The 14014-nt window shown below is 41.1% G+C and carries 15 protein-coding genes; 11 read left to right on the top strand and 4 right to left on the bottom strand.

What is annotated here, in order from left to right; translation table 11 throughout:
* Nucleotides 1-50: 50 nt before the first annotated feature.
* The gene (locus B4G94_RS09645; protein WP_286858567.1) at nucleotides 51-797 is read left to right on the top strand and encodes a DeoR/GlpR family DNA-binding transcription regulator; all 747 of its coding nucleotides are present in this window, start codon (nucleotides 51-53) and stop codon (nucleotides 795-797) included.
* A 56-nt stretch (nucleotides 798-853) separates the two neighbouring features.
* Here B4G94_RS09645 and B4G94_RS09640 read toward each other — a convergent pair whose 3' ends face one another.
* Both B4G94_RS09640 and B4G94_RS09635 read right to left on the bottom strand, forming a co-directional pair.
* A complete protein-coding gene (locus B4G94_RS09640; RefSeq protein ID WP_108633292.1) occupies nucleotides 854-1420 on the bottom strand; it encodes a YceI family protein in 567 nt (188 codons plus the stop codon).
* Nucleotides 1421-1606: 186 nt separating this feature from the next.
* The gene (locus tag B4G94_RS09635; RefSeq protein WP_286858565.1) at nucleotides 1607-2176 is read right to left on the bottom strand and encodes a dihydrofolate reductase family protein; all 570 of its coding nucleotides are present in this window, start codon (nucleotides 2174-2176) and stop codon (nucleotides 1607-1609) included.
* Nucleotides 2177-2670: 494 nt separating this feature from the next.
* On the opposite strand from B4G94_RS09635, the gene arr reads away from it, so the two are divergent.
* The 4 genes from arr (at nucleotide 2671) to B4G94_RS09615 (ending at nucleotide 5083) form a co-directional block, all read left to right on the top strand.
* The gene (gene arr / locus B4G94_RS09630; protein WP_286858591.1) at nucleotides 2671-3099 is read left to right on the top strand and encodes an NAD(+)--rifampin ADP-ribosyltransferase; all 429 of its coding nucleotides are present in this window, start codon (nucleotides 2671-2673) and stop codon (nucleotides 3097-3099) included.
* Nucleotides 3100-3333: 234 nt separating this feature from the next.
* Entirely contained in the window at nucleotides 3334-4047 is a 714-nt protein-coding gene (locus tag B4G94_RS09625) for a 2OG-Fe(II) oxygenase (RefSeq protein WP_286858564.1), read from the top strand.
* Nucleotides 4048-4088: 41 nt separating this feature from the next.
* Entirely contained in the window at nucleotides 4089-4802 is a 714-nt protein-coding gene (locus B4G94_RS09620) for a 2OG-Fe(II) oxygenase (protein ID WP_286858562.1), read from the top strand.
* A gap of 17 nt (nucleotides 4803-4819) precedes the next feature.
* Nucleotides 4820-5083: an Ada metal-binding domain-containing protein gene (locus tag B4G94_RS09615; RefSeq protein ID WP_286858560.1), complete on the top strand. Its 264-nt coding sequence runs from the start codon at nucleotides 4820-4822 to the stop codon at nucleotides 5081-5083.
* Between the two features lie 80 nt (nucleotides 5084-5163).
* Here B4G94_RS09615 and B4G94_RS09610 read toward each other — a convergent pair whose 3' ends face one another.
* The gene (locus B4G94_RS09610; RefSeq protein WP_108633297.1) at nucleotides 5164-5628 is read right to left on the bottom strand and encodes an Lrp/AsnC family transcriptional regulator; all 465 of its coding nucleotides are present in this window, start codon (nucleotides 5626-5628) and stop codon (nucleotides 5164-5166) included.
* A gap of 189 nt (nucleotides 5629-5817) precedes the next feature.
* On the opposite strand from B4G94_RS09610, the gene eat reads away from it, so the two are divergent.
* Genes eat through B4G94_RS09585 form a run of 5 tightly spaced genes read left to right on the top strand, consistent with a single transcriptional unit; the run spans nucleotide 5818 to nucleotide 11768 of the window.
* Nucleotides 5818-7140, top strand: coding sequence for an ethanolamine permease (gene eat, locus B4G94_RS09605; protein WP_108633298.1), 1323 nt, complete (start codon nucleotides 5818-5820; stop codon nucleotides 7138-7140).
* Entirely contained in the window at nucleotides 7137-8498 is a 1362-nt protein-coding gene (locus tag B4G94_RS09600) for a glutamine synthetase family protein (protein ID WP_206531778.1), read from the top strand. The genes eat and B4G94_RS09600 overlap by 4 nt, the downstream gene beginning before the upstream one ends.
* Before the next feature lie 7 nt (nucleotides 8499-8505).
* Complete coding sequence (locus tag B4G94_RS09595; protein ID WP_286858558.1) at nucleotides 8506-9654, top strand: iron-containing alcohol dehydrogenase; 1149 nt, start codon at nucleotides 8506-8508, stop codon at nucleotides 9652-9654.
* The gene (locus tag B4G94_RS09590; RefSeq protein ID WP_286858556.1) at nucleotides 9638-10414 is read left to right on the top strand and encodes a gamma-glutamyl-gamma-aminobutyrate hydrolase family protein; all 777 of its coding nucleotides are present in this window, start codon (nucleotides 9638-9640) and stop codon (nucleotides 10412-10414) included. Before B4G94_RS09595 ends, B4G94_RS09590 begins: the two co-directional genes overlap by 17 nt.
* Nucleotides 10392-11768 (top strand): aldehyde dehydrogenase family protein, encoded by a 1377-nt coding sequence (locus B4G94_RS09585; RefSeq protein ID WP_286858555.1) that lies wholly within the window; start codon nucleotides 10392-10394, stop codon nucleotides 11766-11768. The genes B4G94_RS09590 and B4G94_RS09585 overlap by 23 nt, the downstream gene beginning before the upstream one ends.
* A 141-nt stretch (nucleotides 11769-11909) precedes the next feature.
* Here B4G94_RS09585 and B4G94_RS09580 read toward each other — a convergent pair whose 3' ends face one another.
* Nucleotides 11910-12968, bottom strand: a complete 1059-nt coding sequence (locus tag B4G94_RS09580; protein ID WP_286858554.1) for a metallophosphoesterase — start codon at nucleotides 12966-12968, stop codon at nucleotides 11910-11912.
* Nucleotides 12969-13354: 386 nt separating this feature from the next.
* On the opposite strand from B4G94_RS09580, the gene B4G94_RS09575 reads away from it, so the two are divergent.
* Nucleotides 13355-13720 (top strand): VOC family protein, encoded by a 366-nt coding sequence (locus B4G94_RS09575; protein WP_286858552.1) that lies wholly within the window; start codon nucleotides 13355-13357, stop codon nucleotides 13718-13720.
* The last annotated feature ends 294 nt before the right edge of the window (nucleotides 13721-14014 follow it).

Genomic DNA, 14014 nt, shown 5'->3' with positions numbered 1-14014 from the left:
GCAGTTTTTTGCAATTTATTTTATTCTGTTAAATCTATATATTTGTTCCTATGCTAAAGTACGATCGTCTACAAACCATTTTAGATATCACCAATAGGGAGGGGTCGGTTTCATTTCAGACCTTGAGTAAAAAGCTTTCGGTATCCGAAGATACCATACGGAGAGATATTAAGGAATTGAATGATCGGGATCTTCTTCGCGGGGTAAGGGGGGGAGCGCACAGCATTGTTCAAAAAAAATACCATTATCGTGATCGCGAGAAGTCGGGGTTGGAACAGAAAAGGATCATTGCGCAAAAAGCACTATCATTGATTAAAAATGATCAGGTACTTTTTTTCGATGGAGGTACATCCATTTTAGAGTTAACTAAAATTTTACCGAAGGATCTTAAGGTTACGATCATTACGAATAGCTTTCCTGTTGCGAGTGTGATTGAGGACCATCCTTTGATAGAAATGATATTTTTGGGAGGCAGGCTTTACAAATCGGCCTTTACAACATTTGGCAATACGACGTTGGAAAGTATCGCTAATTTTAGGGCTGATTTATATTTCTTGGGTGTTTGTTCGATTACTCCCGAAAATTTATCGTGCAATTATCAGGAGGATGCTGAAACAAAGCGGGCGATGATGAAACAGAGCGTCCGGATCGTTGGATTGTGTACATCGGATAAATTTGATACGGAGTCAAATTTTATCATTGATGAGACCAAAAAGCTTGATATCATCGTCACGGAGAACGATTCAACGAGCCCACAGATGAATAAATATATCGCACAGGGAATTGAATTGATTTAAGCAATCAATGATAGCAGGTTAAAAAGAGGTTGCTATAACCTCTTTTGTTCTGAAAGTTATTTTGTGGCTTTGATCTGAATATCCAAAGTAAATTCGTCTTCAATAGCCCGGTTTCCAAGATCAGAGAAAAAGCTTGCTGAACGATATTGGATATCAAAATCCAGTCGATTTACTTTTACACCCAATGCTTCAGCCGAAAGCCCATCGGCGGTGCTAGTTACCTTTGCTGGAAAAGATATGGCTTTCGTTTTGTTTTTAATTGTAAGATTACCTGTGATTATTGGAGTAGTCTTGCTGTTATCCACTTTGGCGATAACGAATTTTGCCGTTGGATATTTAGGTACATCAAAGAAATCTTCGTTTTTAAGATGACCGGTTAATTTCGGCGCATCAGTACAGGCCATAGAATTCATATCAATGGTAAATCCGCCTCCTGTAATTTTACCTTTATCAGTTTGGATCGTTCCCTCTTTCAAGGCTATGGTACCGACATGACCACCGACGACTTTCTTTGCCTCCCATTTGATCGTTGATGTTTGTGTATTGACTTTGTAGGTTGTTTTTTGCGCAAAGGCAAAGGAAGAGCTACAGATAATAGCAACGAATAATAAGGTTCTTTTCATAGAAATGATTTGTTTTAAATCAAATATACAAGAAACCGGACATATTTAAATAAATAACATCGTGATCCCATAGTTTATCGCTGCAGGTCACTGAGCGTAAGCCTTTTGAAACATAAAACTAACTCGAAGTATGCTTAACCGATATACATTTGAATCGCATAGTGCCTTATTTCTCCTGTCGAACTATTATTTTTTTAATAATCCAATATATTTATAACTATTGATGAAAACGCCTGTAGGAGTTGCCTTTGAATCGATAAAAGCGAGTTTTTGCGCATTTACCTTGTCTGACAGTAAACGTTTGCCATGCCCCAACAGAACAGGGTAAGTAATGAGCACGACTTCGTCAACGAGACCTTGCTCAAGTAAAAGGGAGGTCAGTGCGGAACTTCCCGCAACGATCAGATCGGGACCGTCTGTTGATTTAAGTGTATGAATAGCAATTTCAATGTTGTTGCCTAAATTTTTGACAGGCCCCCAGATTAAACTGTTGGGACGGTGAGTTGCGACGTATTTCGTAGCAGCATTTATTGCATTGGCCATTGGAAAATCGCCTGCATTGGGCCAGAAGCTGCTAAAGATATCATAGGTATGACGGCCCAAAAGAAGGTCAAAGTCCGGACCATAGGTCTGAAAGAGCATTTCCGCTCCTGCGGGACTTCTATAGGCTGTTGTCCATGCGCCATAAGTGTAATCTCCATCGTGTTCGATGACGCCGTCGAGCGAGATGTGTTCGAAAATTCTGATCTTTCTCATTGTTTCAAGTGTTTGCTTATTAATCCAAATTTAGCGAAGTTTAAAAATACGAATGCGGTGCAATCGCGACAATATAAGGGTGGAATGCGTAACTTTAATCCATAAGTTAGCTGTACATGTGGATTTGAAGTCTCCATGTGCTATCGGCAATTCAGCGATGTAAGAAAAATAATGCATATATGGAATTTTCACCTTTCAACAATGTTGTTAAACTTTGTCTTCAGGGCATGAGCATGGAAGAAGCAAAACAGCCTGAAGAAGCCCTTAAACTATTTATGCAGGCCTGGAGCGGAGCTACCAACGATCACGAATGCTTTCTCGCAGCTTATTATGTAGCCCGGCAGCAAAAAACTGTTTCAGATAGATTGATATGGCTCGAAAAGGCCTTGAGCCATGCCTTAAAACTAAATGACGATACAGTTAAAAGTGCGCTACCGAACCTGTATCAGAAGCTTGCCAAATGTTACGGAGATCTGGGAGATAGCCAAAAATCAGTGAAATATGCTGACTTGTCTACAATCCTGAACGAAAAACCATCGGATACTGGACCTTTTTACCATGGCACCAAAGCTGACTTGAAAGTAGGCGACCTATTGACTGCTGGCGGGAAATCGAATTATCAGCCTGAACTGACCATGAATCATATTTATTTTACGGGGCTAGTTAGCGGTGCAGGACTCGCTGCTGCTTTGGCAAAAGGAGAAGGTCGCGAGCGTGTCTATATTATTGAACCGACGGGAATCTTTGAAAATGATCCAAATCTAACAGATAAAAAATTCCCGGGTAATCCGACGCGTTCATACCGGTCCACAGCTGCTTTGAAAATTGTTGGTGAAGTAGAAGATTGGGACAGACCGAGCCTGGAAGATCTTCAAAGATTTCGTGAGCGGCGGACCGAAGGGAACGGTGAAATAATTAACTAAATATTTAGTAATTAATGTGTTGCTGATCTGCCTTAAATAAACTTTCGTGTACCTACAACTGAAAAATAGCTGTTTAAGTGGTTCTTTTCACTGGTTTTCGATAAGCGATACAAATGATAATTCGTTGTGTTTTTTTACAATTGATATCCTATTTCTAAAAAAGAGAAAATAGCATATTTCGGATTTTTTATCTTGCTTGCTGGGGGTAATTTTGAACTGTTGAAAATTATCGTCATGGAAAATATGGAATCAAGATTTTTGGACAAGGATTGGGAGTTGATCACCGAGGAATTGCATGATAGGGGCTTTGTGGTTGTACCTGATATACTGAATAAAGAAGACTGTGATGAACTGGTTGCAGCGTACGGAGTTGATAATAGGTATCGAAAGACGATCGTGATGGAGCGTTACCGTTTTGGTCTAGGGGAATATAAATATTTCCAATATCCATTGCCGAGACTGATCACGGCAATCAGGGAAAAAGTATACTGTATGATCGCTCCGGTTGCCAATCAATGGATGCAGGAACTCAATATGGATAAAAGATTTCCGGCTTCGCATGCTGCCATGCGAAATCTTTGTCAGCAACATGGACAGCTGGAACCGACCGTCCTTATTTTAAAGTATAATGTGGGCGGATTTAATACATTACATCAGGATCTGTACGGTGAAATCTATTTTCCCTTACAAATCGTGGTGTTGCTAGATCAGGTGGATCAGGATTATACGGGCGGTGAATTTGTGATCACGGAACAGATACCGCGAGCGCAATCGAAGGTCAATGTCTTAAAACCCAATCGCGGTGATATGATCGTCTTTACGAGTAATTTTCGCTCAGTGAAAGGAACTAAAGGCCATTATCGTGTCCATATGAAACACGGCGTTAGCCCATTGCACAGCGGAATGAGGCATAGCCTTGGCATTATATTCCATGACGGACTTAGCTAACGGATGCCAGGTAGGTAAAATAGACTATTTAGATAACAGGTATGCACACAATAGAAGAAAGATTAAAAACGAAACAATGGGATCTTATTCTTGACGCATTGATCGACAAGGGGTTCGCGGTTGTTCCCGATGTTGTAGATGATCAGGAATGTGCCGAATTGTTAGGAGAGTTTAAGAGTGAATATCGTTATCGGAAGACCGTTGTCATGGAGCGCTACCGTTTTGGCCGTGGCGTTTATAAGTATTTTCATTATCCATTGCCCGGTATCCTAACCGAATTAAGAGAAAACTTTTACGGTTATTTGATGCCTCTTGCCAACAGATGGATGGAAGTTTTAAAAATAGCTAGACGGTATCCGACAACACATCAGGATTTTATTGAACAATGTAGGAAGAATGGTCAGGAGAAGGCTACAGCCTTAATCCTTGGGTATGGTGCCGGTGGATTCTGCACCATGCACCAGGATCTTTATGGGGAGATTTTCTTTCCGATGCAGCTTGTTCTTTTTTTGGATGATATCGATACAGACTATACGGGAGGAGAGTTTATTTTAACTGAAAATATACCGATGGCTCAATCCCGTACGCATGTCATTAAGCCAAAAAAGGGTGATATTATTGTGTTCGCTACTAATTTCCGTCCGGTTAAAGGGGCAAAGGGTTACTACCGCGTGACCATGAAGCATGGTGTATCGACTATTCATAGTGGCAATCGGCATACCTTAGGCTTGATCTTTCATGACGCTAAATCATAAAAAACTAGTCCTACACAATGGTCAGACATATAGATTTGGGAGAGACAACTGCCGATAGAAAGAAGTCCTTAAATTCCTTCATTCGAAAGGGCGAAATTACTTTGGGTGGCTATCAAAAGGCGAGGATTTATGGCCGTTTAGACTGCCTGTCCGGTAAACGAATGAAAGTCGAGCATCGGATTTTCTTTAAAGATGAAACCGCGGCAATCAGCAATGGATATAGACCTTGTGGCCATTGTATGCGCAAAAGATACCAGCAATGGAAGGCTAATAAGCTGTAGGGACTGCACCTTTCGTCAAGTAAGTGCATATCATGCTCCGGAAATTTACAGCTAAATTTTAATTTGCAAGGCAGGGCAACTTAAAGGAAAAGTGGCAGTCGTGTAGTATTAACAATTTCTTTCATCACAAAATAGCTTTCCATATGCCGGATTCCTTTAATCGTCGCCAGTTTATTGAAGTTAAATTCATGATAGTGGTCGACATCCCTGACCATAACCTTGAGCTGGTAATCAAAAGCACCGGTCACGTGGAAGCATTCGACCACTTCCGGAAATTTCTGTATTTCTTCCATAAACAGCAAAGCGCTTTCGTTTGAATGTTTTTCCATACTGATGGATACAAGGACCATAAGGTTCAGATCGAGTTTTCGCCGATCCAGTAGATATACTTTTTGCCTGAGCACAGTTGTTGTCATCAATTTTTTTATCCGTTCGTATACAGGAGTCATGGATAAGTTGACGCGATCGGAAATTTCCTTGTTACTCATGTTGGCATCCTGTTGCAAAAGGTCCAAGATCATCAAATCTTTTTCATCTAATTTCATTGTCGTAGTAATTTAAATCTAAAAACAAAGGGGTATAAGCGTATCGTTAGGTTTTTACATCCAAAAATAATAATATTTCAATATTATTTTACTAAAATAAAGATAATGATAGGTTTTAAATACTATAATTTAAATTAAAGTAGTAAATTCATCTTGCTTAATATCAGTTGCCAACCTAGAAAAAGAATTATGAGTGATCCCCAATTAAAGAAAGTCCTTGGCCCCGTTATGTTATGGGGATTGGGTGTAGGGTATGTTATTTCAGGAATGTATTTTGGGTGGAACCTCGGACTGGCAGAAGGAGGGACATTGGGGTTAGCCATCGCAACGATTTTTGTTATTATTATGTACCTAACGTTTACATTCAGTTATACAGAGATGGCATGTGCCATACCAAAAGCTGGGGGAGCTTTTGAATATGCCAATCGAGGACTTGGAAAACACTTGGGATTTGTTGCCGGAATTGCTCAAAATATAGAATTTGTGTTTGCACCGCCAGCCATTGCGGCGGCGATAGGGGCTTATCTACATCTGCTCCATCCCGATGTTGACTACCTAATTTTTGCTATCGGAGCCTATCTGATTTTTACGACGATGAATATTCTAGGGGTGAAACTTGCCGCTTCCTTTGAATTGGTTGTTACGGTTCTGGCAGTTATTGAGTTGCTGATATTTGCTGGTGTGACACTGCCGGCATTTGAATTTTCCAATCTACAGCAAAATGCGCTTCCGAATGGTTATTCTGGCATTTTTGCGTCCATTCCCTTTGCCATCTGGTTTTTTCTTGCCATTGAAGGTGTTGCCAACGTCGCCGAGGAAACTATCAATCCACAAAAAAATGTGTTGATCGGTTTTGGATCGGCTATTGTCACTTTGGTCGTGTTGTGTATCATTACATTTTTATCGGCAGTCGGTGTCGCGGGCTGGGAAGCTGTCGTCTATCCTCCGGGCAGCACCGAAGCTTCGGATTCGCCCTTACCTCTTGCCATTGCCAACGTTATGAATAGTTCACACATCCTTTACAAACTGCTTATCGGCGTGGGTCTGCTTGGACTTATTGCATCCTTCCATGGAATTATCTTGGCTGGGGGGCGTGCTACCTTTGAGTTTGGACGGGTAGGGTATGCACCATCCATCTTGGGAAAAGTTCATTCCCGCTTTAAAACGCCGGCTAATGCATTATTGATTAATATGGCGGTTGGTATTGTTGCACTACTGACGGGTAAGACAGCAGGAATTATTACCATTGCCTGTTTTGGAGCAATCAGTCTATATATCATATCCATGTGGTCTTTTTTCGCCTTACGTAAAAAAGAACCCTCATTGGAACGCCCCTTTAAAGTTCCTTTATATCCCGTATTTCCGATGCTCGCACTGATCATTGCCGTGATCTGTCTGGTTGCTATGATATTTTATAACCCATTGACAGCCTTATTATTCTTTGGGCTTGTCATCTTATCATATCTTTATTTCCTAATCTTCCTTGACAAGGATAAAACCGTCAAATTATGATAGACAAAAAAGAAATTATTTCCAAATTAAAGACAAGTAAGAGTACACATGTCAAAGTCGCAGTAGCGGATATCGACGGTGTATTGCGTGGCAAATTTATGCATCGGGACAAGTTTATCTCTTCATTGGACAGTGAATTTGGTTTTTGTTCCGTGGTATTTGGATGGGATGTCAATGATCAGGTTTATGACAATGTAGAAATTACAGGATGGCATACTGGTTATGGCGATTTTCCTGCACGTATAGATGGAAACACCTTCCGTAAGATACCCTGGCAAGAAGATATTCCTTTCTTTCTTGCCGATTTTGAGACGTCAGAAGCTACAGACAAAAATGTCTGTCCAAGGGCACTTCTTAAAAATATCATTGCACAGTCGGAGGATTTGGGATACAAACCTATTTTTTCACAGGAATTTGAGTGGTTTAATTTTGTAAAAGTAACTAATGGATCTTCCCAAAATAGTTTTAAAGACATGACACCGATCACCTCCGGTATGTTTGGATACTCCATATTGCGGATGGCTGACAATTACAGCTTTTTTCAGGACCTGTTGGCGATGCTCGAACAGTTTGGTGTCCCTTTGGAAGGATTGCATACAGAAACAGGGCCTGGTGTACTGGAAGCTGCTATTCAATGTAGTCATGCACTTGAAGCTGCTGACAGGGCCACACTCTTTAAGTCAGCCGTAAAAGAGATCGGTAAAAAACATGGTATCGTTGCCAGTTTCATGGCCAAACAGACTAAAGAATTGCCCGGCTGTAGTGGACATGTACATCAAAGCCTGTGGGATCTCAAACAGGAGAAAAATCTTTTTTATGACGCAGATGACCAACGGGGTATGAGTGAATTGATGAAGCAGTTTCTCGCTGGGCAGCTATATTGTTTACCTGATGTTCTACCCTTATTTGCTCCTACTGTAAATAGCTATAAAAGACTCACGGAAGGGGCTTGGGCTCCGACGACCTTAACCTGGGGGATTGATAACAGAACTACTGCACTCCGTGTTATTGATGGTGGACCGAAGGCGACTCGTATTGAGCACCGCGTTGTCGGCTCAGACGTCAACCCATACCTTGCCATCGCCGCCTGTTTGGCCAGTGGGCTCTACGGGATCAAACACAAGCTATCATTGGATAATCCGAATACTGTTGGCAATGGTTATAAGGATTTACAACATGGTATTCTGCCGAGGAATCTCTATGAAGCTACCGGTCGGATGGCACAGTCTGAAATCGCTTCGGAATTGTTTGGAGAACGATTTGTTGATCACTTTTGCAAATCAAGGCTTTGGGAATGGCGTCAGTTTTCGGAACAAGTAACAGATTGGGAAACAAAAAGATATTTTGAAATTATTTAACTGCAAGATGGATACAGCTAAAATTTATGGCTTTAATTTTCCTACACCCATTCGTTTCGGTGCAGGAGCAATCAATGAATTACCGGATTATCTGTTGAATAATGGTCTTATTCGGCCTTTATTAGTAACGGATCCAACTATTGCTGAGCTTCCTTTTTTTAAGGATATCCAGCGTAAATTGATGAGCAGAGGAATTGATGTGGTCGTGTATCACGATCTGCACAAAAATCCCGTTAAATCTGATGTACTGCAGGGCGGTGATGTTTATCGGGACAACAATAGAGATTCTATTATCGGTGTAGGTGGCGGAGCAGCACTTGATGTTGCCCGTGCAATAGCACTTCGCGCGCATCATCACCGTGATCTTTTTGATTATGACGATCTTATCGGGGGAGATATCTATGTGACCAATGAGATCCCTCACTTGATCACGGTACCCACTACAGCCGGTACCGGAAGTGAAGTCGGCCGAAGTGCCATTATTTCCGAAGACGAATCCAAGAAAAAGCGTATTCTGTTCAGTCCAAGATTGATGGCGAAAATAGTCTTTGCGGATCCACTCCTTACCATGGACCTTCCGGCATTTGTTACGGCAGCAACGGGGATGGACGCACTCACCCATAATATGGAAGCTTATCTGGCAAAAGGATATCATCCAATGTGTGACGGTATTGCGTTAGAAGGGATGGCTATGGTAGCCGGGTCTATTGAAAAAGCAACCAAGGAATCTGATTTACAGTCGCGTTCCAAGATGCTTTTAGCTTCACTCATGGGAGCTGTGGCTTTTCAAAAGGGACTGGGTATCGTACATAGCCTTGCACATCCGCTTTCATCTTTGTTGGACACACATCATGGGCTTGCAAATGCGATTAATCTACCCTATGGCATGCAATTTAACTATGCAGGATTCGAAGATCGTTTTGATAAGATTGCAGTTGCGCTTGGTATCGGTAATAATGCTGGGGATAAAGTCGTAGACTATTTATTTGAACTCAATACACGTTTGAATTTACCTACGCGTTTATCCTCCATAGGTGTGCAAAAGCAACATCTTGCACCATTGTCGGAATTAGCATACGCAGATTTCTGTCATCCCTCAAATCCTAAGCCGGTTACAACAGAAGACTTTCAAGCTATTTATGAAACAGCATTTTAGTAAAAATAGTATGATCAAAATAGGTATAAGCGCATGCTTTTTTTATCCCGACAAGGATCGTGCTGTTTTTGGGCCCAAATCGTTGAGCTATATGGAAAATGACATGGCACGTTGGGTCGGGAAAAAGGGCATACTTCCGGTGCTGCTCCCCGATTTGGATGATAGCTTGTTGACGGAAATCATTGATCAGATGGATGGTATCATCCTCCAGGGCGGAAGTGATATCGCTCCGGGGCATTATGGTGAAGTTCCAATAGGTCGATGGAAAGGAGATGCTTATCGGGATCAGTATGAATTAAAAATACTGGATTACGCGATTAAGCAGGAGAAGCCAATATTGGGGATTTGTCGGGGTTTTCAATTAATGAACGTTTATTTTGGTGGCACGCTTTATCAGGATATTCCTTCACAGGTACCCGTTGCGGGAGTCCACCGATCGGCGGAATTATACGATACGATTAATCACCCTATTAAATTTGTTTCCGGAACCTTGTTTGGTGATCTGTATGGACATGTTTCTAACCCTAAGGTAAACACTGTACATCATCAGGCGATCAAACAACTGGGACAGGATTTGGAAGTATATGCTCGTTCAGACGATGGTTTTATAGAAGCATTTGGATATACCAAAGTAGCTGCCGGTAAAGTTATGGGAGTACAATGGCACCCAGAGTTCTCCGGCACGCAAGCTGGCGAGCTTTTGGATGAAGAATTGATTTTTAATGTTTTTCTTGAACATGCAAAACAACATAGAAATTAGAAACCCTGCCACAGGAGAGGTGGACGCTGTGATCCCTGCCATCACGGCTGCTGAATTGGATGTAACGGTTAACGTTTTGAAAAAGGGGCAACGTTCCTGGTCAAAAGTACCACTACAACAACGTTTAGACTGCATAATTGAATTTGGTCAGTTAATTCTGGCCAATAAACAGGAGCTTGCTGAAATTCTGACAAGGGAAACAGGAAAGCCTATAACGCAATCGCTGAACGAAATTGCGGGTGCACAAAACCGTATTGAGCATCTTAAAGCAAACGCCAGCCGATGGCTTTCGGAGGAACTCATTACGACGGAAGGGACAACACATGAAAAGATCGTGTATGAACCATTGGGAGTGATCGCCAATATATCGGCATGGAATTTCCCATATAACGTTGGATTTAATGTATTCCTGTATGCGTTGGCGGCTGGAAATGCCGTGCTTTATAAACCATCCGAGTTCGCTACCGTTACAGGCATACGATTTGAAAAATACCTATATCAAGCGGGGATTCCTGAAGACGTATTTAAATGTATTGTCGGAGATGGCCAAATTGGACAACGGTTGTTGGAGCTGCCTTTAGCTGGTTATTTTTTTACAGGTTCGTATAAGACCGGTGTCCATATTGCTACCACAGTAGCACATAAACTGGTTCCGGTTCAACTGGAGCTAGGGGGGAAGGATCCATTATATGTCACCGATGATATCGTTGATATTAAGAAAGCTGCGATTCTCGCCGCAGAAGGTGCTTTTTACAACAATGGGCAGAGCTGCTGTGCTGTAGAACGCATTTATGTCTCGGATAAGATTTATGATCAGTTTGTTGAAGCCTTTATTGAAGAGGTAGCCTCTTATACTATTGGAGATCCGATGATGCAGGATGTATTTATCGGGCCCCTCACCAGAGCCGCCCAGCTTACTGTGCTTGATGCACAAGTAAAAGATGCACTCGCCAAAGGAGCGACGTTGCGCCTAGGTGGGCATGCACTAGAAAAAACCGGATATTATTATGCGCCTACGGTATTTGAACACTGTAACCATGAAATGGAATTGATGAAAGAAGAGACTTTTGGGCCATTGATCGGCATACAGAAGGTAACTTCAGATGATGAGGCAGTCCGTTTAATGCAGGACACCACATACGGTTTGACCGCGGCTGTGTTTTCCAGTGACGAAGAGCGGGCCATGACCATCCTCGAAAAAATGGATACGGGAACAGTATATTGGAATTGCTGCGATAGGGTAAGTCCAAATGTCCCTTGGTCGGGGCGGAAAAACTCAGGATTGGGATCAACCTTATCCGCGCAGGGAATTCGGGCATTCGTTCAGCCCAAAGCATACCACTTACGACCCTAGATTGATATACTATATCCGAGGTAGGGGAGGCAGGAACGAATTTCGACATTTTAAGTAAGTCGTTTAGTCTAGCGAAAGTTTTTTATTGATAAAACTTTCTAATTTATATAAGGTGTGTTCCATAATTCAATATTTATGGGGCTACACCTTATTTTTTAAATGGAATATCGTGATCTCAGGCAGTATCCCCAATCTGCTTGGGTAATCGAGGTAGCCGAAACCAACATTGACATAAAGCGATTGATGTTTCTCTTGGTATAGGCCAGCCCATTCACGATATGCGTATTGGATTGGACTCCATTGATAGTCAGGATGGCTAAACCCAAATTGTCCGCCATGCGTGTGTCCGCTAAAGGTGACATCAATCATGGGGTATTTTGGTAATATCTCAGCTCTCCAATGTGAGGGGTCATGTGAAAGCAGCAGGTTGACTGCTGAGGAGGGATCCATTTTGGACATAGCCAGATCAAGATCACCATAGTTGTGCGGGTTGTTTACGCCCCAATTCTCGACACCGATGAGGGTGATTTTTTCGTTATTTAGGCTGACCTCTTTTGATTCATTGAGAAGGAGCTGCCAACCAAGTTTACGATGAATGTCTTTTACATTGACTAAATTCTCCTTCTTTGTCGAGGTATGTTTATTGTTGAAATGAAATCTATTAAAATGATAGTCTCCATAGTCATGATTTCCCAAAATTGAAAAAATGCCGAGCGGGGCGCTTAGCTTGTTAAAAATGGGGAGGTAATCATCCATTTCCTCAGCAAAATCATTTACTAGATCTCCTGTAAAAAAAATCATATCCGGTTTCTGTGCAAGCAGTAGTGCTACACCTTTTGTTACTGCATCTAAATTATAAAGGCTCCCGGCGTGTATATCTGAAATCTGAGCGATAGTAATACCATCGAAAGATCTAGGAAGATTTGGTAAAATCAGGTTAACATGTTTGACCCGGTAATTATAAAGATTGGACTTAAACCCACGGGTCAACGCCACCAATGGAATACTGCTTATCAAAAGTCCACTTTTGATAATAAAATCAGATCTTCCCATGCGCGCGCTGTTACCATTTGAATCCACTACCATGCTGTTCTCTGTTGGCCGTCTAAAAATATTTATGATGAACGCCGATAGTACATCAACGCCAATAAATAGAAACAGGATCGCTTTTCCCAATAACAGGGAAATAGGGAAGAACATGAAACAAACAGCGATAAAATTGCTCCATTCAAAAAATAAATTTAAGAATATACAGACATAAGAGGAAATACTCAATAGCCACCAGATGATGTTTGCAACTAATGGCTGTGATTTCCATACAGCCAGTCTGCGTAACCTTAAGTATATTAAAACGTCAAAAAGAAGAAATATAACGATAATTTTTAGGTAAGTGTATAACTGTGGGATCATATAAAATTTTACCTTGTTAAGGGATAAGTCGAAAATTGATTAATTATATCTAAAGTACTATTTTTTATGTTAATCCTGATATGGATTTGTCCTGCTACCAAAGCTAAATCTTGTCATAGGACAAGCGTTTTGACTAATTAATTTTACTATTTTGTTTGTGATTTAAGAACAAAAATATGAACATAAAATTTGAAGCGGGGATTAATATCGCTATAAAAATTCCCAAAAATAAATACGAAAAGACTGTTGCATTTTACAGGGATATACTGAAATTGGATGTGGAGGAGAAGCCAATCAATAACCCGACGGTTTCGAGGACACATGAAGTGAAATTTGGACACAATATCATTTGGTTAGATTGCGTGGATAATTATACTCATTCCGAAACTTGGTTGCAGCTTACTGTTCCTAATGTCTCGGAGGCAACCGATTATCTGTTATCAAATGGAGTGGAAACCTGTGACGAAATCGAGGAACTTCCAGAAAATATGCACTGGATAACTGACCCTGCGGGTACAGTGTTTAATTTGCAAAAAACATGATAATTACAAGTTAAGTGATGTTTGCAGCATCCTACCTTTTTTCTACTTTGATGGCTTTCCTCAAAAGATGAAAGTGAGATAATATGACAATAGGTACTATGATAGTTGGAAGCAAGACATATGGAAATTGTAGTACAGCAATATTGGGTTGATCAAATGCCATTGTTTGTAAAGGTAGTGGCGATGATAATATACCAATAACAACGACTTGCAATAACGAACATATCCCTAAAATATTCCATACTTTGAAAAGTGCAGATGTCAATATTCTGGGATTTAGGCTACTGAATACTA

Origin of the sequence: Sphingobacterium sp. UBA7625, assembly GCF_002484085.1 — a bacterium.
Lineage (GTDB): Bacteria > Bacteroidota > Bacteroidia > Sphingobacteriales > Sphingobacteriaceae > Sphingobacterium > Sphingobacterium athyrii.
The sequence above is the reverse complement of the archived record's forward strand: the minus strand, read 5'-3'. Positions and strand labels throughout refer to the sequence as shown.

Coding starts and splice junctions, on each gene's coding strand:
- B4G94_RS09600 (WP_206531778.1), top strand. CDS start 7,137: ATGATAGACAAAAAAGAAATTATTTCCAAATTAAAGACAAGTAAGAGT.
- B4G94_RS09610 (WP_108633297.1), bottom strand. CDS start 5,628: ATGAAATTAGATGAAAAAGATTTGATGATCTTGGACCTTTTGCAACAG.
- B4G94_RS09580 (WP_286858554.1), bottom strand. CDS start 12,968: ATGTTCTTCCCTATTTCCCTGTTATTGGGAAAAGCGATCCTGTTTCTA.
- B4G94_RS09625 (WP_286858564.1), top strand. CDS start 3,334: ATGGAAAATATGGAATCAAGATTTTTGGACAAGGATTGGGAGTTGATC.
- eat (WP_108633298.1), top strand. CDS start 5,818: ATGAGTGATCCCCAATTAAAGAAAGTCCTTGGCCCCGTTATGTTATGG.
- B4G94_RS09595 (WP_286858558.1), top strand. CDS start 8,506: ATGGATACAGCTAAAATTTATGGCTTTAATTTTCCTACACCCATTCGT.
- B4G94_RS09615 (WP_286858560.1), top strand. CDS start 4,820: ATGGTCAGACATATAGATTTGGGAGAGACAACTGCCGATAGAAAGAAG.
- B4G94_RS09645 (WP_286858567.1), top strand. CDS start 51: ATGCTAAAGTACGATCGTCTACAAACCATTTTAGATATCACCAATAGG.
- B4G94_RS09635 (WP_286858565.1), bottom strand. CDS start 2,176: ATGAGAAAGATCAGAATTTTCGAACACATCTCGCTCGACGGCGTCATC.
- B4G94_RS09585 (WP_286858555.1), top strand. CDS start 10,392: ATGCAAAACAACATAGAAATTAGAAACCCTGCCACAGGAGAGGTGGAC.
- B4G94_RS09575 (WP_286858552.1), top strand. CDS start 13,355: ATGAACATAAAATTTGAAGCGGGGATTAATATCGCTATAAAAATTCCC.
- B4G94_RS09590 (WP_286858556.1), top strand. CDS start 9,638: ATGAAACAGCATTTTAGTAAAAATAGTATGATCAAAATAGGTATAAGC.
- B4G94_RS09620 (WP_286858562.1), top strand. CDS start 4,089: ATGCACACAATAGAAGAAAGATTAAAAACGAAACAATGGGATCTTATT.
- B4G94_RS09640 (WP_108633292.1), bottom strand. CDS start 1,420: ATGAAAAGAACCTTATTATTCGTTGCTATTATCTGTAGCTCTTCCTTT.